This window comes from Shewanella zhangzhouensis, from assembly GCF_019457615.1.
GTDB classification, from domain to species: Bacteria; Pseudomonadota; Gammaproteobacteria; order Enterobacterales; family Shewanellaceae; genus Shewanella; species Shewanella zhangzhouensis.
The window spans coordinates 2898542-2919403 of the sequence record NZ_CP080414.1; the positions used below are offsets into that span (position 1 = coordinate 2898542).

Genomic DNA, 20862 nt, shown 5'->3' on the forward strand with positions numbered 1-20862 from the left:
TCTGAACCACGTCTGCTACTTTGACGGCTAAGCATACTTTTCCCCACAATAAGATCAATCGATAAATTGTGTAAGTTGGTGTATGCAGGCAACTTATACTTTGTTCCAACGCTAAATATCGAGCCGCTATGAAGTGATGTACTCAGTATCCAGTCTTCTCACATAGCAAAGCACCGCCAATTCAGGACCTCGATGAGACTCACTTGCACCCGAGCTATAACATGACTCAAATCAGCGCACTCACATCAATACTGACCAGCAATTCGAGCACAGGGGCTGAAACAAGCTTGCTGCCTGTCAGACTGAGTCAGACACAGGGCGCTGCGATACTCACCATCGCAAATACCAGCTATCTCATAAAACCGCCGGTTGACCTGTCCCAATTTTCGGCACAAACACTGATGTTGAGAGTGCCCCAGCAGGCGGCCGTTTCGTCTCTCACCGTCGCGACCCTGGTCGCCCTCGCCCCAAGCATTCAGCTCCCCTTCCCTGGCGCCTTGGCAGAACAGATTCGCCGCCTTGGCATTGATACAGAGAAGTTGCTGACTCTAACCAAAGCTCCAGGTGGTTACCTGTTGGGAGACGCCAGATATACCAACGGGAATTTGAGCTTTAAAGGCGGCTTTCAGTTGCCCTTACCCTTGCTTAAACCGCCACAGCCTGACCTGATGAGAGTAAGAATCGTCTTAAAGGAAGGAGAGCTTAAACTCATGCTCGACCCGATTAAGGCCGAAGCGAAAGTCAGCCTCGAGGCCATCGGTGGCAATGCAGCGCCTGTGACCCAAAATCGCTTAATGGCCCCCGTAACGCCAGAAGCTATTCTGAACTCGCTGCAAAGAAAGCTCACCGGGCAAACGGTCAATCACATCCATACCGGCAGCACAGAAAACGCAAACAAACCCGCCATGCCGGCACCAACGCCATCGGATGAGAGCGGCCAACGCAACATCAAAACAGAAATTCCGTTAGCGACAAGCAAATCCAGTGCGCCCAACACACTTTCTGCCCCTGACAAGCCCGAAAAGTTTCCAGGATCTTCTGTTACTGAGGCCAAAAATCAGCTTACGGCCACCCTTAGCAGCAAAATGGCAGATAGTGCGGATAAGGCGCAGGCGGATAAGCAGATACAGGTAAAGGCACCTAACTCTCAGTCAGGTAAGGCTGTTCACAGCGAGTCTGCACTTCTTCAAAAGGCCACGGCCGAGATAATCGGTGAGCCGGAGCGTAAAGCGCAAGTAGGCACTCACCTTGCTGCAGAGAAAAGGCTTTTAATGCATCTCGATAAAACCGGCGCGCTTCCCCCGGTAAAATTAGCAGACATTGAAGAAACGCCTCAAACCACAACGCCAGACGCGGCGCGTCGTTTACTCGCCCTGTTAAAACCACTGCCGGTGAACATGTTAATGGGCGGCATGGCGATACAGGAGGCCGTCGCTGCTTCGAACGGAAACCAGCTTTTGGCCCGCCAGGGAGCCGTTGCTGATGCGGTATTGCACCAACCCCTGGCCATGGTGTTTCAGTTGCTGCTTGGTGGCGCGGCCCTTAAACGCGAGCACTCACTTACCCCACTGATGACGCAATGGCTCAATGTAGCGGCCAAGGGAACTGGGGTGAGCCTGGTGGACGCCATGACACTCGCCGATGACGACACCCTTGACTCGTTGATGCAACTTGCGCAGGTAAGGCGTGAATATGCAGAGGCCAGTAATCCAAGGGACGGGTGGTTCTTCTGCCTCCCTTACCTTTTGGGGGAAAAGCAGCGGCAATTGGAAGGCCACTGGCAACGCCAAGCCAGCCAGGAGCAGGAAGACAACGCAGATAGTTGGCGTCTCAAGCTTAAGTTTTCATTGAATGATGCAGAACTGCTGGTCGACGCTAAACGCACTCCGAGCGCGCTGAATGTACAGCTTGTCTGCAGTCAGGAGAAACTCAACAGCCGTGTAGGAAATTATCTCCCGGTGCTGCAGGCACATCTGCAATCATTGGGCTTTGGCACCACAATACTTTCCTGTCGCCACGATACCGTGCCCGGCAGTTTGCTGCCCGGCAAATCCTTTGCCGTGGATTTAAGGGCCTGAGAATGAATAAGCAAGACAAGATAGCGGTAGCCTTAAGTTACGACGGTAATGGCGCCCCTAAGGTAACTGCCAAAGGCGAGGCCTTACTCGCAGAGGAGATTATTGCCCTCGCCCGCGAATGTGGCATCCACATTCACGAAGACCCTGCACTGGCCAATTTTCTGACCATGATGGAACTCAATGAAAGCATCCCGAAGGAGCTTTATGTGCTCATCGCTGAACTGCTGTCGTTTGTGTACATGTTGGATGGTCGCTACCCGGAAGAATGGGCAAACATGCACAACAAGATAAAGACTTCCGTGTAATAAAAAAGCTGCCAAAGGCAGCTTTTTTTATGTCTTGTACATCGAAGCTAAGGTCATGTGCTACAAAACATCTCTGACTGTGAACATCCGCAACTGAGGTTGACTACCCCTTGCCGTGAAGGCGCAGCAACAACTCTGCTTCGGCCCTTGGCAGCTCGCATTCGTGCATCAACTCTTCGATACCGGCACCCAGTGAGACCATTTTCATCGCCCGGGTATACAGCCTGGCTTGTGGGTCCTGCTCACGGGTTTCATCGATTCTGGCATCCTGTGCGACCAAGCGCTTTTCCAACTCAAGCACCCGCTTACCCACGCCTATGGTGCCACTTCTGAGCTCATGTAATTCCCGCTTGAAACCCTCTCGCTGCTTGTCGGTTTCTTTAAGCAGCAACGACAACGCATCCACCTTGGTGCGAAGCTTCCCGAGCTGCTTTTGCAGATACAGCACCAGCGCCAAACAAGCTAAAACGTACACCAAGGCTGCGATTAGAAACCCATTTTCAACCATGCAGCAATACCACTCCCTGAGTCAGATACGCCACAGGCCGCCATTGGCGGCCTGTGGCTTGGTATCTAATTAAATCTGAGCAAGCTCGGCCCATTCTTCATCAGACAGCAATTTGTCCAAATCAACCAGAATAAGCAGTTCATTATCCCTGTTACTTACGCCCTGAATAAACTTGGCACTCTCTTCGGTACCCACGTTTGGCGCATTGTCTATTTCAGAGCGGCGCAGATAAACCACTTCTGCCACACTGTCGACCAAAATCCCGATAACCTGTTTTTCGGCTTCGATGATGACAATTCGGGTAGAGTCATCGACTTCAGCCGGCTGCAGCCCAAAACGTGAGCGGGTATCGATAACCGTCACCACGTTGCCACGCAGGTTGATAATACCCAAAACGTAGTGAGGGGCTCCAGGTACAGGGGCAATCTCGGTATAACGCAGCACCTCCTGAACCTGCATCACATTGATGCCATAGGTTTCGTTATCCAGTCTGAAGGTCACCCACTGTAATACCGCATCATCCTTTCCGGCAGCCACTGCCGCTACATTTCTCGAGTCTGTCATACGTACCTCAGCTAATAGGATCCTGACAACCTAAACCTGCATTGAGCATTTGGATCAATGCCCTGACATTCAAGATGCCACACATTTGTTCTTTCACTACACCGGCCAACCAGGGGCGTTTACCCGCCGTGGTGCGCCAATTGACTTGGGACTGCTTAATCCGTACCGAGTTAACCAAAGATTCACAGGCCAAGCCCCAATTACTGTCTTCCAATAATACAAGATATTGATAATTTACGTTTTGCGCCAGTTCTTCATTGTATTTTTCCGGCATCACCCAGGCGCAGGTGTCCACCAGATTGAGTTGCGACTCTCTGTGAGTCTGCACACCCAGAAACCAATCAGGGCGCCCGAAAATATGATTGATGCGCTCAACCTTAACTATCCCACCCAAACTGACCAGGGGCACAGCCAGGGTTAATCCGGCTACTTTAAAGAATAGTACCTGAAACTCATCATCCAGCTCTTCACGCAGGTCTTTTGTAATGCTCGGTGGCGTTGCTCCCGTTTGTGTCTGTGGAGCAGTTTGCACGTGTGCTGCCGGGATGGCTTGTTGTTCTGCTTCAAGCGTCACCTGAGCTTTTACTTTTTCCTGAACCTGCGGCTTTACTGCAATCTTTGGTTTGGCCACAGTCTCTGCAACCACAGGGGTTGATTCAACCAAGGCAGACTTTTGTTCGATAGCAGGTTGCGCAACTGCGGGCTGTTCAACCGGTTTAACATCAAACACCGGCGCCAGCAGCTTTTCCAACGAGGCCTTATCCAGCGGATCCCGGCTTGGGGCAAGCCTTGGTGATTGTGCTGACTCGGATTTTGCGATCTGAGGCTCAGTCTTTACTGGTTGAGGTATCGAAGGCGCTGATGCCAGCTCGCCATATGCCGAGCCGGGCAGAGCCTCCCGCCCAGGAGCCCCGGCATCGGTAAATGCGTTGCCAGCGACATTGGGTACCACATAGGATTTATCACCAGCCTGAGCATCTTCACTCAGCAGCAAACGGAAAAAATCAACAACGGTTTCGTCAACTGACTTTGACATGGTCAAATTCTCCGGCCATCAAAAAAGTCAGTAAACGTTCATAAGCTTTAATACCACGGCTACCTGCTGCGTAATGTGACGCGGGTAGATGCGCCAAACTGGCATCGCGGAACTTGGTGTCGACCGGAATAACATCAGGCCACAGGGTATCACCGTATTGCTGAGCCAGAGCGTCCAGCGCCGCCGGCGATGCCTTGGTGCGCCTGTCATACATAGTTGGAACAACGGTATAGCTATATCGGGTATGTTTGGAGCGACCCATCAACTCCATAGTCTTAATCATGCGGTCAAGGCCCTTGATGGCCAGAAACTCTGTTTGTACCGGTATCACAATATGCTGGCTTGCTGCGAGCGCATTGACCATAAGGACGCCCAGTACCGGTGGACAGTCAATCAGTGCCACATCGTAGTCGTCTTCCATCAGTTTGAGCAGATTGCGCAGCACCAGCCCCATACCTTCCTGATGCCCCAGCGCACGATCGAGGGTTGCCAACGCCATGGTTGCCGGGATCAAGTCCAGATTTTCCACCAGAGTAGGCACTGTATGTTGCCTGATAAGGTCTTTAGTGAGGGATTTATGGGCGACGAAAACATCATACAGGGACCCAGGTACCTCTTCAGAGTCGATACCAAGGTAATAGCCCAAAGATGCATGGGGATCGGTGTCAACCATCAGCACGCGCTTACCCTGCTTGGCCAGCAGGCCAGCCAAACTTGCCACGGTTGTGGTTTTACCCACGCCACCTTTTTGGTTTGCAATGGTCCAGACGTTCACGTCTCAGGCCCCCAGTAAGCGTTTATTGTTTTTTTTCAGTTTTTTCGTCACGGGTTGTTACCCTGATGCCCCCATCTGGGAGTGAGATAACTTTCACTCCATCGCTGTTTTCTGAAATAACTTCAGGCACCAGCTTTCTGGGTATGCTTTCAGCCCCTTGGGTACTGTCCTCCTTGACGCCATCCCCCCCATTAGCCTTGATCTCGACCTGCTTTAGTAAGCGCTCTGTCTCGCGGGGATGTGACTCCAACCATTGCGCCAGAGCTTCTGCCTGACTGTCTGGTACCATCAGCAGCACCTGACTTGCAGCGAGTTCGGCATTTTTATCTTTCAGCTCGGTGTATTTTACCCGTAAATCGAAATAAAGCACCGTGATCACCACACTGAAAAGCGCCAGCAAAAAAATGACAAGTGCCATTCCACCAGAGCTATCACGGCGCATGTCAGCCACGGCCTGACTCTTTTAAAATGGCTTCGGCCATATTCTCAAGCCCGATGGACTGGGAGGATATCCCGGCAGCAGTAACAGCCTGAGGCATACCGTAAACCACGCAACTCGCTTCGTCCTGGGCCCAGATGGTAGCGCCCAGATTTTTGAGCATGCGCGCCCCTTCGCGGCCATCGGCACCCATACCTGTCAGCACCACAGCCAGCACATCACCTCCATAAGCCTTTGAGGCAGACGCAAAGGTAATATCAACACAGGGCTTGTAATTCATATCTGCATTGCCAGCGACTATCTTGATACGCCCGCTGACACCCGCCTTTTCTATCATCATTTGCATGCCGCCGGGCGCCAGATAGGCACAGCCAGGCTGCAGCAAATCACCGTTAGCGGCTTCCTTCACCGAAATGCGACACAGGCCATTGAGCCGCTGAGCAAACGCCGGGGTAAAAGCCGCCGGCATGTGCTGGATAAGCACAATAGGCAACGGATAATTGGCGGGAAACTGCGTCAGGATTTTCTGCAGTGCAACCGGGCCGCCGGTTGATGTACCTATCGCCAACAATTTATATTGCTTTCCACTGGCACGCACACTCACTGGTGCAGCAGCAGGCGTCTGAGGACGTTGCAATTGCACCTGAGGCCGAGAGCCGATGGCGGGGCGGGTTGGCTCTGGTGTGGGGCTTCTGGAAATGACGGGTCTGAACAGCCTTCTTCTGCCAAGGGCTTTAACCCTCTGCTGCAAAAGCTTAATCGCCTCGTCTTTGTTGGTGGCGATGTCTTCAAACCGCTTGGGCAAAAAGTCCAATGCCCCGGCATCCAGCGCATCCAGAGTCGCTTTGGCGCCATCGTGGGTCAAAGAGGAAAACATCAAAATGGGGGTCGGTATTTTGGCCATAATTTCGCGCACAGCCGTAATACCGTCCATCACCGGCATTTCAATATCCATGGTAATGACCTGAGGCTTGTGCTCCAAGGCCATCTTAATGGCTTCCATACCGTTGGATGCCGTTGCAACTACCTCCAACTCCGGGTCCTGAGTGACTATTTCACTGACCCGGCGTCGGAAAAAGCTTGAGTCATCAACGACCAATACTTTTATTGTCATTTATATTCCTGCCAACAGCACGCGCTCGGGCTACTTCCGCTTGGCATAATGTTTCAATAATCCGGGAACATCCAGAATCAGCGCTATTCCACCGTCTGAGGTAATAGTGGCACCGGCCATACCCGGCGTGCCATGGAGCAAAGCGCCAAGCGGCTTAATCACCACTTCTTCCTGACCGATTAGGGCATCGACCACAAAACCAATTTGCATCGTCCCCAACTGCACTATCACCACATGACCGTGCTTTTTGTCACCATGCTTGAACTTGGTTTTGCGGCGGCTCAGCCACTGCTCCAGATAAAAGAGGGGAACGGCCTTATCCCGGAAAATCACAGTCAACTGACCATCCACTATGTTGGTCTTGGTCAAATCCAGGTGGAATATCTCATTGACGCTCGACAGTGGCAGAGCAAATACCTGCTTGGCCACTTCCACCATCAGGGTTGGCATAATCGCCAGCGTCAGCGGCACTTTAATCTCAAGGATGGTGCCCTTGCCTTTAACCGAATCGATGTGCACGGTACCGTTGAGCTGGGTAATACGGGTTTTCACCACGTCCATACCCACACCACGGCCAGAAATATCGGAAATTTCGGTTTTGGTGGAGAAACCGGGAGCAAAAATCAGATTGTAGGCCTCATGGTCCGACATACGGGCCGCGGCATCTTCATCAAGTACACCGCGTTTTACGGCGATGGCCTTGAGTTTTTCCGGGTCCATCCCAGCGCCGTCGTCTTCGATTTTCAGGAGAATATGATCCCCTTCCTGACTGGCAGATAGGGTAATGGTACCTGTCTTAGGTTTACCACTGGCTACACGATCGGCGGGCATTTCAATCCCGTGGTCGACTGAGTTGCGCACCAGGTGCACCAGAGGGTCTGCGAGGGCCTCCACCAGGTTTTTATCGAGATCTGTTTCCTCGCCGACCAGCACCAAGTCAATTTCTTTATTGAGGCTGCGTGCTAGGTCACGTACTACCCGTGGGAAACGGCCGAATACCTTCTTGATGGGCTGCATCCGTGTTTTCATCACGGCGCCCTGTAAATCGGCTGTCACCAAATCGAGGTTAGCCAAGGCTTTGGACATTTCCTCGTCTTCGCGGGTAACACCCAGGCTGACCAAGCGGTTACGTACCAGCACCAACTCACCGACCATGTTCATGATCTGGTCGAGTCGGGCAGTGTCGACCCTGACAGTGGTCTCCCCCTGAGGCACAGAGGCGCCGCCTGCCGGTGCGGCTTTTGCGACAGGTGCTGGACTTTTTTCTGCTGCAGCAACAGGTTTTGGTGCTTCAACAGATGATGAGGGTTTTACAACGGGCTTTGGCGACTCGGCGGGCGCTGCGGCTGATTTGGGCTGACTCACTGCTGGCGAGGCAGGTTTAGCTGCAGATGCAATACCGGGCCCGGTACCCTTACCGTGAAGTTCATCCAACAACTTTTCAAACTCGTCATCGGTGATTTCATCAGTGTCTACATGGTCTGCGGGACTGTCTTCCACTTTGGCAACCACTTTATCGGTGGTGGCTTTAAACTTGCCCGAACCATGGAGTTCATCGAGTAAGGCTTCAAACTCGTCGTCGGTAATTTCATCACCGGCAGGTGCGGCTTTGGCGGCAGCTTTGTCGGTACTTGGCGCAGCGCCAGTCGCTCCGGTGACACCAGGGCCTTTACCACTTCCGTGCAGCGCATCCAGGAGTGCTTCGAATTCGGCTTCGTTGATTTCGTCAATGCTGGAATCACTGGCGGGTGAGTCAAACAGAAAATCATCACTCATGGCAGGTGCCTGGCTAGCGGGCTCAGCCGCCACAGGCTCTTCAAGGTCGCCAAAAAGCTCAACGCCGGGAATCTCATCGTCCACGTTTATCGTAGGTTCAGATGAAGGCGATGAGGGGGCTTCTCCGCCTTCAGACGGTAAGGGTGCGCCGGAGGACAGAAGCTTGAGTTTATCCAGTAACTCGGCAGAGGCAGGTTCTTGCTCTTGTCCTGCCTGAGTTTGGGCGAACATGGTATTGATTGCGTCCACCGACTGAAGAATGATATCCATCAGTTCAGCGGTGACGTGGCGTTTACCTGTTCGGAGCAAATCAAAGGTATTTTCCGATTCATGGCACACGTCCACCATGGGTGCGAGCCCCAGGAAGCCAGCCCCACCTTTAACCGTGTGAAAGCCCCGGAAAATGGCATTGAGCAGATCCGTGTCTTCCGGATTATTCTCAAGAGCAACCAATTGTTCCTGCAGAAGCTCGAGAATTTCGCCGGCTTCTATCAAAAAATCCTGCAGAATCTCTTCATCAACATCAAATGACATTAAATTGACTCCTTATCAGAAACCCAGGCTGGACAGCAGGTCATCGACTTCATCCTGACCAGTCACCACATCCTGACGAAGCTCGGCATTCATGATTGGACCTTCCGCTTCTATGCTGCTGGTACTCTTCTGGGTAACTTCTGTGGCTGGTTGCTCGCCAAAGACGGTCAACATTGACACCAGGCTATTCTCGACTTCACGAACCAAATCGATAACACGGCGGATCATCTGTCCGGTCAGATCCTGGAAGTCCTGCGCCATTAAAATCTGATTCAAAAGCTCGCGCAGTCTTTCTGAGTCCATGGCACTGCGATTCATCAGCTGCTGTACGTCATGGCACAGGCTTTTGAACTCAGTAATGTCGATATCACGCCGCATGAGCTTATCCCAGGCTGGCATGACGGTTTGAATATGGTTAATGAGGGCGTCAGCGAGAGGCAAACACTCTTCTACGGCATCCATGGTTTTATTGGCTGCCTGCTCCGTCATATCGATGACGTAGTTCAGTCGCTCTTTGGCGTCAGGAATGTCGATACTGGCCAGTTCCATCAGGCGACTGTCCAACTGAAAATCAACCAGCGCACTGTGTAATTGGCGGGTCAGCTTACCCACTTCGTCAAACAGCTCTTTCTGAATGGGGACAGCAAGGTCCCGCAGCAGTAAATCAGCCTTTTCCTGCTCACCTGCACTGAGGAGCGTGACGAGTTCCTGTGCCTGTTCGAGACTAATGAGCCCTGATGTGTTTGCCTGCATAGCTCATCCTTGCTCAACCAAGTCGTTCGAATATCTTGTCCAGCTTCTCTTTCAGTGTCGCAGCAGTAAAAGGCTTAACCACATAGCCATTTACGCCAGCCTGAGCGGCGGCAATAATCTGCTCACGCTTGGCTTCAGCGGTCACCATCAGTACCGGAATATGCTTCAGGTTTTCATCGGCGCGAATCGCTTTGAGCAAATCGATACCCTGCATGCCCGGCATGTTCCAATCGGTAACCACAAAATCGAAATCACCCTTTTGCAGCATCGGCAAGGCGGTTGAGCCATCATCTGCTTCCTGGGTGTTATTAAACCCCAAGTCTCGCAACAAGTTCTTGATGATACGTCTCATTGTTGAAAAGTCGTCAACAATGAGAATCTTCATATTCTTGTCCAAGGTTTCCTCCGGTGAGCTGACACTCTAGCTGCTCAAATAATAATTTATACTTGTGTCCAATGCTTGAGCTTACCTTTGAGCCTGAGCATCGCCTGACTGTGGATCTGGCATACCCGCGACTCACTCACATCAAGAATGGCGCCTATTTCTTTTAAATTCAGTGCTTCATCGTAATAAAGTGATAACACCAGCGCGTCCCGCTCGGGTAACTGGCGAATGGCATCTGCCAAAGCCTGCTGGAACTGGTTCTGAGCCAGGTCATCATAAATGTCGTTGGTTTGTTCCCCGTCGGGAACCAGAACATCGTGTGATACGCCTAAATCTTCTATCCCTATGATTTTACCAACAGAAACATCATTGAGGATATGATGGTATTCCTCCATCGACATATCAAGTCTTTCGGCAATTTCTGTGTCCCGGGCATCACGTCCGAGCTCTTGTTCCAGTTCGTCTATCACCTGGGCGACTCTGCGCTGATTACGATGAACAGAACGTGGAACCCAATCACCTTTACGGATTTCATCCAGCATGGCACCACGAATTCGAATGCCAGCAAAGGTTTCAAACTTGGCGCCTTTGCCGCCGTCAAATTTGGCCGAAGCCTCGAGCAGGCCAATCATGCCCGCCTGCAGCAAGTCGTCCAACTGTACGGATGCCGGCAATCTGGCCAACATGTGGTGCGCGATTCTTTTAACCAGCGGTGCGTACTGTTCAACGATGGAGGTTTTACTCTCCATGGAGGTATACGCCGCGGCTTTATTCACTCGCTCTGTCCTCTTGATAATCGGGACGATGTACCAGCCGCTCTACGAAAAATTCGAGATGGCCACCGGGTTGCTGCGGAATAGGCCAACTCATCACCTTATTCGCCAGCCCATGGTAGGCAATGGCAGCAGGTGATTTGGGGTAAGCCTCTACAATCAATTTTTGCTTACGTACTGATTTTCGCAAGTTTTCATCGAAGGGAATGGTTGCAACCAATTCAAGAGCCACGTCGAGAAAACGGTCAGTCACCTTGCTGAGTTTAGCAAAAAGCTCCATGCCCTCGCGTAGGCTGCGAACCATATTTGCCACAATCTTGAACCTGAACACACCATGCTCACGGCTGAGGATTTTGATGAGTGCATAGGCATCTGTGATAGACGTAGGCTCGTCACATACCACAACCAACACATCCTGAGCCGCACGGGAGAAACTGAGCACCATGTCGGAGATACCGGCTGCGGTATCGACAATAAGCACATCGAATTGGGTGCGCATTTCACTGAAGGCCCGGATAAGACCTGCATGCTGCGCAGCGGTCAGCTCGACCATCGCCTGAGTACCCGACGTAGCGGGTACTATGCCTATGCCCTTGGGACCACGCAGAATGATATCGTCCAGTTCGGCGTCCCCGGACAACACATGGGAGAGATTTTTTTCGGCACGCAGACCCAACATCACATCGACGTTAGCCAAGCCGAGGTCGGCATCCAGTACCAATACCCGTTTGCCCTTTTCTGCCAGAGCCACAGCCGTATTGATGGACACGCTGGTCTTGCCTACCCCACCTTTGCCGCCTGTCACGGCAATGACTTTTACTTTTTCGTTATATGGCTGATTCATCATACGTAAACCGCTTGCTTGATCACGGGTCATAGCTTTACTCGAACGCAAAGGTCGTGCTTTCCGACCACATATTGTTGTCGATGCCCTGATACTCAGGTTCATTCAGGGCATCAAGCGCCTGTCTTGCCAACGCCAGGGTGTCTGCGACTTTCATATCTTCAGGAACTCTTTGTCCATCAGTCACATAACTCAGTGGCAGCCCACTCTGGATAAGTACGCTTAATGCGCCGGCCAGAGAAACAGATTCATCCAGTTTGGTCAATACAGCGCCGGATAAAGGGATGCGCTGGAAGTGTTTAACCGCATCCTGAAGCACACGACGTTGCGACGTTGCTGACAATACCAGATAACTGCGGATCGGCAAGGCACTGTTAGCCGTTAAATTGTCTAATTGCTCCACCAGTCGCATATCTCGCTGTCCCATTCCGGCGGTATCTATCAATACTAGCTTGCGATTGCGCAGCTGATAAAGAATTTGTTGCAACTCATTGAGATCATGAGCTTGCTTAACAGGACATCCCATGATTTTGCCATAAGTTGCCAATTGCTCAAAGGCTCCAATGCGATAATGGTCGGTGGTGATCAGTGCAACCTGATCGGCGCCGTGATGAGCAGCAAATCGGGCCGCAATTTTGGCAATAGACGTGGTTTTACCAACACCGGTTGGGCCAACAAAGGCGACGACGCCACCACGCCTCACAATATCATCACCTTGATTATCAAGCATATTTGCCAAGCTTTGTGGCAAAGCCTTGACCAGTTCAGCCGGGCTGTAGTGCTGAGACAAGCCCGCCAGCTTAGCCGCCACAGCTGGAGAGAACTCAGCCTCCAGCAGGCGGGTTTCGAGCATGGCGCCCACAGGATCGGTTCGATTTTTCTGCTCCATCATCAGGGAAGACACCTGATGGGTCAGCAAATTGCGCAGTGATGCCAACTCTTCTTTCATGGCGTCCAGTTCAATTTGCTGGCGGCCCGGCGCACGGTTTTTCTCGGCATCCGGCGTAAAAGTGGCCTGGCGGGGAGCATCTTTCATTTTGGGAGCAACCGGCGCTTCCAAACCACGGGCCCAGGCGGGCATGTCATCGGCTTCAACAGCATGGCCCATTTGCTGGTTCATGCGGCTTTGCTGGCGCTCAAGCAGGGCCTGCAATGAGTCGGCCGGTGCCTCGTTAACTTTTTGACGGTTAGTACGCACTGGCGCACGGCCACCCAGGGACACCTTATCGTCGCTTATATCAAAAGGGTTGGGCGCAGCCACCTTGGCCTCAATCGAAGGCTTGGGTTCGTCATAATCAACCGCAGCCACAATTTCGATACCACCGGTGACTTTTTTATTGGACATGATTACAGCGTCAGCACCGAGGGTTTCTTTTACCTGAGCCAGAGCGGCACGCATATCTTTTGCAAAAAAACGTTTGATTTTCAATTTTCTACCCTCTTACTGACCCACGGCTGACACTATTCTAATCTGCTTTTCATCGGGGATTTCCTGGTAGGAAATGACCCTCAGGTTGGGAATGGTGTACTTCACAAAGCGCGACAGGGTCGAACGCAGCATTCCCGAGGTCAGCAGTATGGCGGGTTGACCCACCATTTCCTGCCGCTGAGCGGCGTCAGCCAGTGACTGTTGCATCCGCTCGGCCAATCCGGGTTCGATGTTGGGACCATCGCCACCGGAAGCCTGCATCGACTGATGCAACATCTGTTCCAACTCTGGTGCCAAAGTTATGACAGGGATTTCCGCCTCAGGCCCGGCTATTTCTTGAACAATCATACGTTTAAGAGCGATACGCACCGCCGCTGTGAGTACTTCGGTGTCACCGGACTTGGTACCGTATTCCAGCAGTGTCTGCACTATGGTTCGCAGGTCACGCACCGACACCCCTTCGTTGAGCAGGTTCTGCATCACTTTCACCACGGTGCCGAGGGACATCACATCGGGGATAAAGCCGTCCACCAGCTTTGGCGAATGCTTGGCCAGAATATCCAGCAGTTGCTGCACTTCCTCATAGCCGAGCAGCTTGGAGGCGTTGTTACTGAGGGTCTGACTGATGTGCGTTGCCACCACAGTGGCTGCATCAACCACGGTATAACCCAGCGTCTGGGCATGTTCACGCAGTTCAGGGGCAATCCAAACCGCTTCGAGTCCGAAGGCTGGGTCGCGGGTCGTTACGCCATCGAGCTGCCCAAACACCTGCCCGGGATTAATGGCCAGTTCACAGTCGTGGCGGATTTCAGCCTCACCCACCACTACACCCATCAGCGAGATACGATAAGTGCTGGGGGCGAGATCCAGGTTATCCCGGATATGCACTGCGGGCACCAAAAAGCCCAGTTCCTGCGACAGTTTCTTACGCACGCCCTTGATACGGGACAAAAGCTCGCCGCCCTGCCCCTTATCCACCAGCGGGATCAGGCGGTAGCCCACCTCAAGCCCTATGGTATCCACATGGCGCACATCGTCCCAACCGAGCTCCTTGGGTGAATTATCCAGCTTCTCAACACTGCCGCTTGCCGCGGCTTCAAGGGCCTGCTGCTTACGCTTCTCGATGCGTTTATGCAGGAAATACGCGCCAGCGCCAGTGGCCACCGCGAAGGTTAAAAAAGCCAGATGGGGCATGCCGGGTACTATGCCCATGATAAAAAGCACCCCTGCTGCGATGGCCAACGACTTGGGATTGTCAAACATCTGACTCATCACCATGCCGCCCATGTCACCTTCTTCGTTCTGACGGGTCACCATCAGCGCCGCGGCAATGGAGAGCAGAAGCCCCGGGATCTGGGCCACCAGGCCGTCACCTATGGTCAGCAGAGTATAAATTTCTACTGCATCCATAAAGGCCAGATCGTGCTGCACCATACCGATAACAAAGCCGCCAAGGATGTTAATCACCAGGATCATGATCCCGGCGATTGCATCGCCTTTCACAAACTTGGACGCACCGTCCATGGCGCCGTAAAAGTCGGCTTCCTTGGTCACTTCGGCGCGGCGGGTACGGGCCTGTTCCTGATTAATAAGGCCAGCGTTAAGGTCAGCATCAATGGCCATCTGTTTACCGGGCATGGCATCCAGAGTGAAGCGGGCGCTCACCTCGGAAATACGTCCCGCGCCCTTGGTGACCACGGCGAAGTTGATGATGATTAGGATTAAAAACACCACCAGACCAACGGCATAGTTACCACCGATCACCACAGAGCCGAAGGCTTCAATCACCTTACCGGCAGCGTCGGCACCATTGTGGCCTTCAAGCAGTACAACACGGGTAGAGGCAACGTTCAGCGCCAACCTCAGCAGCGTTGCCACCAGCAGAACTGTCGGGAAAGCAGCAAAATCCAATGGCCTGTTGGTATAAATGGCAACCAGCAGCACCACCAGCGCCAGGGCAATGTTGAATGAAAACAGGATATCGAGCAGAAACGCCGGCATTGGCAGCACTATCATTGCCAGGGCCGCAAGCACCAACGCCGGGGTACCAAGCCCCTGCAGGTTTGCCGGTTTCATTTTTTTGATTTGACCCAATTGGCCCATGACATCCATCAGACGCTACCCAAAATTGACACTTTGGGCCTACAAAGCAAATTCCAAGCCAAATTAAGGGGCAACCTGAGACGCAGTAACGGTCAGTGTATTAACCGCTCAGTATTTAAACTCGTCGGGGATCGGTTGATTGAGTGGAATGGGTGTTGGCTTGCGGCCTCGGCCTTTACGGTATTGCCGAAGCTGGAACACATAGGCAAGTACCTGAGCCACTGCGGTAAAGAGACCTTCGGGAACTTGCTGGTTGAGCTTGGTGGTGTGGTAAATCGCCCGCGCCAGTGGCGGCGCCGACACAATGGCAATGTCGTATTCCCGGGCGATTTCGCGAATTTTAAAGGCCACGGCATCCACCCCTTTGGCCAGCACAAAGGGCGCTGGCGAACGTTTTACATCGTATTTCAGGGCAACGGCAAAATGCTCGGGGTTAACCACTATCACGTCGGCCTTTGGCACTTCGGCCATCATACGACGCATGGCGATTTCCCGCTGCATCTGACGAATGCGGCCTTTCACTTCGGGCTTGCCTTCGGTGTCCTTGTACTCATCTTTGACCTCTTGTTTGGTCATTTTGAGCTGCTTCTTGTGGTTCCAAATTTGAAAAGGCACATCAATAACGGCGATGATAAGCATGGAACTGCACAGCAGCAGGAACATCCAGGTGAGCAAATCCAGGGCATGGAACACATTGGACGGTAAATGCTCGGCAGAGATCTGAATAATTTCAGGAAAGTAAAACGACAGCAGAAAATAGGCCGCCACCGCCACCACCGAAAACTTGGCCAGCCCTTTACCCAGCTCCATCAGCGCCTGCACACCAAACATGCGCTTAAAGCCCGCCAGCGGGCTCATTTTACTGGCCTTGGGCAGAATTCCGTTACTGGAGAAAATAATGCCGCCCAGCACTATGTTGCCGGCAAAAGCCAGGGCAGCCAGCACCAGCACCAATCCCAGCACAGGCAATACCAGCTCCTTGGCTATGGGAACCCAGATGTTAAGCATGCTGTTGGTATCAAACACCTGCTCGCGACTTTGCACCATGGTCATGGTCATCACATTGTGCATTGCCTTGCCCAGGCTCGGGCCCAACATTAAAAAGCCAACGGCTGCGGCCAGTAGCACCGCAGCCGTGCCCAGTTCTTTGGAGCGGGCGACCTGGCCTTTTTCTCTGGCCTGTTCAAGTCGCCTCCCCGTGGGCTCCTCTGTACGTTCCTGACTGGTATCGTTTTCTGCCATGTCAGTTCACCCTGCATTGAATATGGGTAATGTCACACAGCAACACCTGAGCCGCTTCCCATATCTCGCCAAAGTGGGACATGACAGGCGCCAGGGTTAACCAGAGGATAAAGAGGCCACTTATCATCACCACGGGAAAACCGATGGCGAAGATATTGAGCTGCGGTGCTGCCCGGGTCATGACCCCGAATGACAGGTTAATCAGCAGCAGAGCGACGATTGCCGACAACGACATGGTCAGGGCCGCACCGAACATGTAGCTGCCCCAAAGCGCGAGGCTGTGATAGTTGGCAAGGGTAATGCCGGTCATCGACACAGGCAGGGTATCAAAGCTCATCACCAACATGCGGATCATGGTGAGATGGCCGTCCACGGCAAGGAAAATCAGCGTGGCGAGCAGGAGGAAGAAATTACCCAGCACAGGCGTTTGCTGCCCGGAGCCGGGGTCCACCATGAAAGAAAACCCAAGACTCGTCTGCATCCCTATGATTTGACCGGTGAGCACGAAAATCTGCAACATCATCAGCGCAACCAGTCCCATGGCAACCCCGATCAGGATTTGCTGGGCGCTGATAAAGACGGAGCTCAGGGCAAACAGCTCGCCCTGGGGCATGGGCGGTAACATGGGGCTCACCGCAAAGGTCACGGCAACAGACAGCAGCAATCGCACCCGCACCGGTGTGGTGTTGGCACCAAACACCGGCATCACCATAAACATCGCGGAAATGCGAAACAAGGGCCAGGTATAGGCCTTGATAGTCTCCATCAGAGTATCAAGGAGAACTTCCATCACCCTACTACCGACGGAATGAGATGCACCATCTCCAAAAAGAAGTCCATCATGGTTCTCACCAGCCAATGCCCCGCCATCATCAACGCCAACAAGGTCACCAGCAGACGTGGCAGAAAGCTCAAAGTTTGTTCGTTAATAGAAGTCGCCGCCTGAAACACTGCCACAATCAGGCCAACGATGAGCCCCGGCACAATAATGACGGCCACCATCATCACAATCACCGCCAGCGCTTCGCGGAAGATATCAATCAGGGCTTCTGGAGTCATAGGCGTCAGGTACCGAAACTGTTGGCCAGCGTGCCCATCACCAGGCTCCAACCATCCACCAACACAAACAGCATGATTTTAAAGGGCAATGACACAATCATTGGCGACAGCATCATCATCCCCATGGCCATCAGGATACTGGCGACCACCAGGTCGATAACCAAAAAGGGCACAAACAGCATAAAACCAATCTGGAAGGCCGTTTTCAGCTCGCTGGTGATAAAGGCAGGAATAATCACCGTCATGGGCGCTTCTTCCGGTGACTTGATGTTGTCATAACCGGCGATATTCACGAAGGTTTCCAAGTCGGTGATACGCACCTGCGACAACATAAAGGCTTTCAGCGGCTCTTTACCTCGCTCGAATGCCTGGTCGATGGGCAGGGTCTCTTCCATGTAGGGTTTCACGCCCTGCTCATAAATTTTATCGAACACAGGCGCCATAATGAAAAAGGTCATAAAGAGGCTCAGGCCAATCAGTACCTGATTCGAGGGCGCCTGCTGCAGACCGATGGCCTGCCTGAGCAATGACAGGGTAACTATGATGCGGGTAAAGGAGGTGAGCATGATGACCATGGCGGGCAAGAAGCTCAGCGCCGTCATCAGCATCAGAATTTGCAGTGTAACCGAGTATTGTGTGCCCCCATCCGGGGTGGTGGTAACTGTCACAGCAGGCAAGACACCATCCGCGCCGAAGGCCGGCAGCGATGCCACGCCCACCAACATCCAAAATAAAATCGCTGACACGCGGGTCATTTTTGGCCGTCCTTAGCCATTTTGAGGCGACTGGCAAAGGAGTCCTGGGTAATGGTCAAAGGCTCGTCCAGCTTGTCTATCAGGGTTATCTGCGATGCAGTCACGCCAAGGAGATACTGTTTCTCTCCGACCTGGGCCAACACCAGCTTTTCACGCTGACCCAGCGGAGTTACCGCCAGCGTACGGACCACGTTGCCACCCGACGGCACCAGATTGAGCCTGCGCACGACATAAGCCAGCACAAAAATCACCGCGAGCACTAAAATCAGGCCGCCAATCATGCTGGCCAGGGTGGTGGCATAACCCGCAGAGCCGGCGACATCTGTGCCGGCAGAACCTGTGGATGCCAGTGAGAGTAGAGTTAAAGACACACAGGCTCCCTATTGTTTTACTTGAGTTTTTTGATTCGCTCGGTTTGACTTATCACGTCAGTGAGGCGAATACCAAACTTATCGTTTACCACTACCACTTCGCCGTGAGCTATCAGGGTACCGTTAACCATCACATCCAGCGGCTCACCGGCCACGCGGTCGAGTTCAACCACTGAGCCCTGATTGAGCTGCAGCAGGTTGCGGATGCTGATATAGCTGCGTCCCACTTCCATGGAGATGGTCACTGGAATATCCAAAATGGCATCCAGTTTGGCGACTTCTTCACTGCTCAGAGGCTTGGTCTCGTCTTTAAGCTCTTCAAACTCGGCGGCCTTGGCTTCTTCTAGGGCCTGCTCGGCCATTGCTGCGGCCCAATCGTCTTCGGTATTCATCTCATATCACCTTAGAGGTCATTGATATCTCTGGCTTTACCCTTTCGGGTCACCAATTGCAATTCAGTTTTCACTGTCTCTGGACGAGGGATCTTTTCACAGATTTTGAGTGCCAACTGCTCACGGGATTTACCCAGTTTGCATCGATAGGTGGGCAGCTCTTCAATCTTCATCAACACATATTCAGGCAGCTCGATCGGTATCACGTCGCCGGCCTGCATCTCCATAACGTCCCTCAGGCTTATCTGGTGCTCAACCACTGTGGCTTCAAAGCCTACTTCGACATCCATGATTTCATCCTTGAGCGCCTGAGACCAACGCATGTCGGTATCCTGCTTGTCGCTCTGAACACCGGCATCCAGCAGTTCTCGGATAGGCTCAATCATGGAGTAAGGCATGGTGATGTGAAAATCACCGCCACCGCCATCCACTTCGATGTGGAAGGAGTTCACGACCACCACTTCCGTGGGGCTGACGATATTCGCCATAGCAGGGTTCACTTCAGAGTCGAGGTAATCAAACTCAACATCCATTACCGGCGCCCAGGCGTCTTTATAATCTTCGAAGATGATTTTCAGCAGCAGCTGCACAATGCGCCGCTCTGTCGGAGTAAATTCGCGACCTTCAATTTTGGCGTGGAAGCGGCCATCGCCGCCAAAAAAGTTGTCCACCAAAATAAACACCAACCGGGCTTCCATGGTGATAAGTGCGGTGCCTTTCAGCGGTTGAAATCGCACCATGTTCAGGCTGGTTGGAACAAACAGGGTATGAACGTATTCGCCAAACTTGAGCATCTGCACGCCGTTAATGGACACCTCGGCGGCGCGACGCATCATGTTGAACATGCTTATGCGCAAATGGCGGGCAAATCGCTCGTTAACAATTTCCAGCGTTGGCATCCGGCCACGAACGATTCTGTCCTGGGAAGAGAAGTCGTAGGAGCGCGCCGAAGCACCGGCCTCACTGACCTCTTCTTCTTCAACATCATCCACACCGTGAAGGAGGGCATCAATTTCGTCTTGGCTAAGTAAATCCGTCACAATCTTGCCTTATTCAATTGATAGCAATAACAGCTGTGTTATTGCATCACAAAACCGGTAAAGAGGACCTTTTCAACCACTTTGCGACCGGTAACGGGTTGCAGGGTATTTTGCACGTTCAGCAGCGCCAGCTGTCTGAGCTCGTCCTTCCCCGCCTGGGTCGACAGCTTTTGTACATCGCCACCACTGAATGTGGTCAGCAAGGCATCTTCAATCAGGGGGATGTGTTTTTTGATAAGCACATCATCGTCGGCGCCGCGCACCATCAGCTGCACCTTGATTTCCACCAGGCGGCTACGTGGTTGGCCGGGCAGATTGAACAAAAAGGGTCTGGGCATGGCCACATAAAACGCTTCACGTGAATTTGACTCGGCTGAAGCCACGGCTGTGCCAGCTGCTTCAGTTGCCGTATCACCGGCCACAGGTTCAGGGTCGCTGCTGCCCAAAAACAGCCAGGCACCCACGCCCAGCAGTGCGGCTACGACCACCCCGATAATGATGAAAAGGCCTTTCTTACTTTTTTTGGCACTGGTGTCTTCCAGTTGTAGGGACTCTTCTTCTGCCATCTTGGCTTATCCTTTTTGCTC

Annotated in this window: 23 protein-coding genes; 2 read left to right on the forward strand and 21 right to left on the reverse strand. The window is 52.7% G+C overall.

What is annotated here, in order from left to right; genetic code table 11:
* The first annotated feature begins 401 nt into the window (after positions 1 to 401).
* Both K0H63_RS12660 and K0H63_RS12665 read left to right on the forward strand, forming a co-directional pair.
* A complete protein-coding gene (locus K0H63_RS12660; RefSeq protein ID WP_220064988.1) occupies positions 402 to 2078 on the forward strand; it encodes a hypothetical protein in 1677 nt (558 codons plus the stop codon).
* A gap of 2 nt (positions 2079 to 2080) precedes the next feature.
* A complete protein-coding gene (locus tag K0H63_RS12665) occupies positions 2081 to 2383 on the forward strand; it encodes an EscU/YscU/HrcU family type III secretion system export apparatus switch protein (RefSeq protein ID WP_011760383.1) in 303 nt (100 codons plus the stop codon).
* A gap of 103 nt (positions 2384 to 2486) precedes the next feature.
* Here the strand turns inward: K0H63_RS12665 and K0H63_RS12670 are convergent, their stop codons facing one another.
* From K0H63_RS12670 to fliL, 21 genes are all read right to left on the reverse strand, one after another.
* A complete protein-coding gene (locus K0H63_RS12670; RefSeq protein ID WP_220064989.1) occupies positions 2487 to 2891 on the reverse strand; it encodes a DUF2802 domain-containing protein in 405 nt (134 codons plus the stop codon).
* 69 nt (positions 2892 to 2960) lie between these two features.
* Complete coding sequence (locus K0H63_RS12675; protein WP_011760385.1) at positions 2961 to 3455, reverse strand: chemotaxis protein CheW; 495 nt, start codon at positions 3453 to 3455, stop codon at positions 2961 to 2963.
* Between the two features lie 7 nt (positions 3456 to 3462).
* Complete coding sequence (locus tag K0H63_RS12680) at positions 3463 to 4491, reverse strand: chemotaxis protein CheW (RefSeq protein ID WP_220064990.1); 1029 nt, start codon at positions 4489 to 4491, stop codon at positions 3463 to 3465.
* Positions 4475 to 5266 carry a ParA family protein gene (locus K0H63_RS12685; RefSeq protein WP_220064991.1) on the reverse strand — a complete coding sequence of 264 codons (792 nt, stop codon included), beginning with the start codon at positions 5264 to 5266 and terminating at the stop codon, positions 4475 to 4477. The genes K0H63_RS12680 and K0H63_RS12685 overlap by 17 nt, the downstream gene beginning before the upstream one ends.
* Before the next feature lie 22 nt (positions 5267 to 5288).
* A complete protein-coding gene (locus K0H63_RS12690) occupies positions 5289 to 5708 on the reverse strand; it encodes a membrane anchored protein in chemotaxis locus (protein ID WP_434086766.1) in 420 nt (139 codons plus the stop codon).
* Position 5709: 1 nt separating this feature from the next.
* Complete coding sequence (locus tag K0H63_RS12695; protein WP_220064993.1) at positions 5710 to 6819, reverse strand: protein-glutamate methylesterase/protein-glutamine glutaminase; 1110 nt, start codon at positions 6817 to 6819, stop codon at positions 5710 to 5712.
* Between the two features lie 30 nt (positions 6820 to 6849).
* Positions 6850 to 9129: a chemotaxis protein CheA gene (locus K0H63_RS12700; RefSeq protein ID WP_220064994.1), complete on the reverse strand. Its 2280-nt coding sequence runs from the start codon at positions 9127 to 9129 to the stop codon at positions 6850 to 6852.
* 15 nt (positions 9130 to 9144) lie between these two features.
* Positions 9145 to 9882: a protein phosphatase CheZ gene (locus K0H63_RS12705; protein ID WP_011760391.1), complete on the reverse strand. Its 738-nt coding sequence runs from the start codon at positions 9880 to 9882 to the stop codon at positions 9145 to 9147.
* Positions 9883 to 9895: 13 nt separating this feature from the next.
* Positions 9896 to 10279 carry a chemotaxis response regulator CheY gene (gene cheY / locus K0H63_RS12710; RefSeq protein WP_011760392.1) on the reverse strand — a complete coding sequence of 128 codons (384 nt, stop codon included), beginning with the start codon at positions 10277 to 10279 and terminating at the stop codon, positions 9896 to 9898.
* Positions 10280 to 10323: 44 nt separating this feature from the next.
* Positions 10324 to 11043, reverse strand: a complete 720-nt coding sequence (locus K0H63_RS12715) for an RNA polymerase sigma factor FliA (protein ID WP_220064995.1) — start codon at positions 11041 to 11043, stop codon at positions 10324 to 10326.
* Positions 11036 to 11917: a MinD/ParA family protein gene (locus K0H63_RS12720; RefSeq protein WP_011760394.1), complete on the reverse strand. Its 882-nt coding sequence runs from the start codon at positions 11915 to 11917 to the stop codon at positions 11036 to 11038. Before K0H63_RS12720 ends, K0H63_RS12715 begins: the two co-directional genes overlap by 8 nt.
* A gap of 4 nt (positions 11918 to 11921) precedes the next feature.
* Entirely contained in the window at positions 11922 to 13313 is a 1392-nt protein-coding gene (gene flhF, locus K0H63_RS12725; protein ID WP_220064996.1) for a flagellar biosynthesis GTPase FlhF, read from the reverse strand.
* 12 nt (positions 13314 to 13325) lie between these two features.
* Complete coding sequence (gene flhA, locus K0H63_RS12730; protein ID WP_011760396.1) at positions 13326 to 15425, reverse strand: flagellar biosynthesis protein FlhA; 2100 nt, start codon at positions 15423 to 15425, stop codon at positions 13326 to 13328.
* A gap of 99 nt (positions 15426 to 15524) precedes the next feature.
* The gene (gene flhB, locus K0H63_RS12735; protein ID WP_220064997.1) at positions 15525 to 16658 is read right to left on the reverse strand and encodes a flagellar biosynthesis protein FlhB; all 1134 of its coding nucleotides are present in this window, start codon (positions 16656 to 16658) and stop codon (positions 15525 to 15527) included.
* Between the two features lies 1 nt (position 16659).
* Entirely contained in the window at positions 16660 to 17448 is a 789-nt protein-coding gene (fliR, locus tag K0H63_RS12740) for a flagellar biosynthetic protein FliR (RefSeq protein ID WP_220064998.1), read from the reverse strand.
* Complete coding sequence (gene fliQ / locus K0H63_RS12745) at positions 17448 to 17717, reverse strand: flagellar biosynthesis protein FliQ (RefSeq protein ID WP_220064999.1); 270 nt, start codon at positions 17715 to 17717, stop codon at positions 17448 to 17450. The genes fliR and fliQ overlap by 1 nt, the downstream gene beginning before the upstream one ends.
* Positions 17718 to 17722: 5 nt before the next feature.
* Positions 17723 to 18472, reverse strand: coding sequence for a flagellar type III secretion system pore protein FliP (gene fliP / locus K0H63_RS12750; RefSeq protein WP_220065000.1), 750 nt, complete (start codon positions 18470 to 18472; stop codon positions 17723 to 17725).
* Positions 18469 to 18822 (reverse strand): flagellar biosynthetic protein FliO, encoded by a 354-nt coding sequence (gene fliO / locus K0H63_RS12755; RefSeq protein WP_258405541.1) that lies wholly within the window; start codon positions 18820 to 18822, stop codon positions 18469 to 18471. Before fliO ends, fliP begins: the two co-directional genes overlap by 4 nt.
* A gap of 38 nt (positions 18823 to 18860) precedes the next feature.
* Positions 18861 to 19235, reverse strand: a complete 375-nt coding sequence (gene fliN / locus K0H63_RS12760) for a flagellar motor switch protein FliN (RefSeq protein ID WP_220065002.1) — start codon at positions 19233 to 19235, stop codon at positions 18861 to 18863.
* 11 nt (positions 19236 to 19246) lie between these two features.
* Positions 19247 to 20275, reverse strand: a complete 1029-nt coding sequence (gene fliM, locus K0H63_RS12765; RefSeq protein ID WP_220065003.1) for a flagellar motor switch protein FliM — start codon at positions 20273 to 20275, stop codon at positions 19247 to 19249.
* Between the two features lie 38 nt (positions 20276 to 20313).
* On the reverse strand, positions 20314 to 20841 hold the full coding sequence (gene fliL, locus K0H63_RS12770) for a flagellar basal body-associated protein FliL (RefSeq protein ID WP_220065004.1): 528 nt from the start codon (positions 20839 to 20841) through the stop codon (positions 20314 to 20316).
* Positions 20842 to 20862: the final 21 nt, after the last annotated feature.

Bases quoted from the DNA above. Each gene is read 5' to 3' on its own strand.
- K0H63_RS12720 (WP_011760394.1), bottom strand. From the start codon at position 11,917: ATGACCCGTGATCAAGCAAGCGGTTTACGTATGATGAATCAGCCATAT.
- K0H63_RS12670 (WP_220064989.1), bottom strand. From the start codon at position 2,891: ATGGTTGAAAATGGGTTTCTAATCGCAGCCTTGGTGTACGTTTTAGCT.
- fliQ (WP_220064999.1), bottom strand. From the start codon at position 17,717: ATGACTCCAGAAGCCCTGATTGATATCTTCCGCGAAGCGCTGGCGGTG.
- fliN (WP_220065002.1), bottom strand. From the start codon at position 19,235: ATGAATACCGAAGACGATTGGGCCGCAGCAATGGCCGAGCAGGCCCTA.
- K0H63_RS12680 (WP_220064990.1), bottom strand. From the start codon at position 4,491: ATGTCAAAGTCAGTTGACGAAACCGTTGTTGATTTTTTCCGTTTGCTG.
- K0H63_RS12675 (WP_011760385.1), bottom strand. From the start codon at position 3,455: ATGACAGACTCGAGAAATGTAGCGGCAGTGGCTGCCGGAAAGGATGAT.
- K0H63_RS12690 (WP_434086766.1), bottom strand. From the start codon at position 5,708: ATGCGCCGTGATAGCTCTGGTGGAATGGCACTTGTCATTTTTTTGCTG.
- K0H63_RS12705 (WP_011760391.1), bottom strand. From the start codon at position 9,882: ATGCAGGCAAACACATCAGGGCTCATTAGTCTCGAACAGGCACAGGAA.
- K0H63_RS12695 (WP_220064993.1), bottom strand. From the start codon at position 6,819: ATGACAATAAAAGTATTGGTCGTTGATGACTCAAGCTTTTTCCGACGC.
- K0H63_RS12660 (WP_220064988.1), top strand. From the start codon at position 402: ATGTTGAGAGTGCCCCAGCAGGCGGCCGTTTCGTCTCTCACCGTCGCG.
- fliP (WP_220065000.1), bottom strand. From the start codon at position 18,472: ATGACCCGCGTGTCAGCGATTTTATTTTGGATGTTGGTGGGCGTGGCA.
- fliL (WP_220065004.1), bottom strand. From the start codon at position 20,841: ATGGCAGAAGAAGAGTCCCTACAACTGGAAGACACCAGTGCCAAAAAA.
- fliR (WP_220064998.1), bottom strand. From the start codon at position 17,448: ATGGAAGTTCTCCTTGATACTCTGATGGAGACTATCAAGGCCTATACC.
- flhB (WP_220064997.1), bottom strand. From the start codon at position 16,658: ATGGCAGAAAACGATACCAGTCAGGAACGTACAGAGGAGCCCACGGGG.
- K0H63_RS12700 (WP_220064994.1), bottom strand. From the start codon at position 9,129: ATGTCATTTGATGTTGATGAAGAGATTCTGCAGGATTTTTTGATAGAA.
- flhA (WP_011760396.1), bottom strand. From the start codon at position 15,425: ATGGATGTCATGGGCCAATTGGGTCAAATCAAAAAAATGAAACCGGCA.
- K0H63_RS12665 (WP_011760383.1), top strand. From the start codon at position 2,081: ATGAATAAGCAAGACAAGATAGCGGTAGCCTTAAGTTACGACGGTAAT.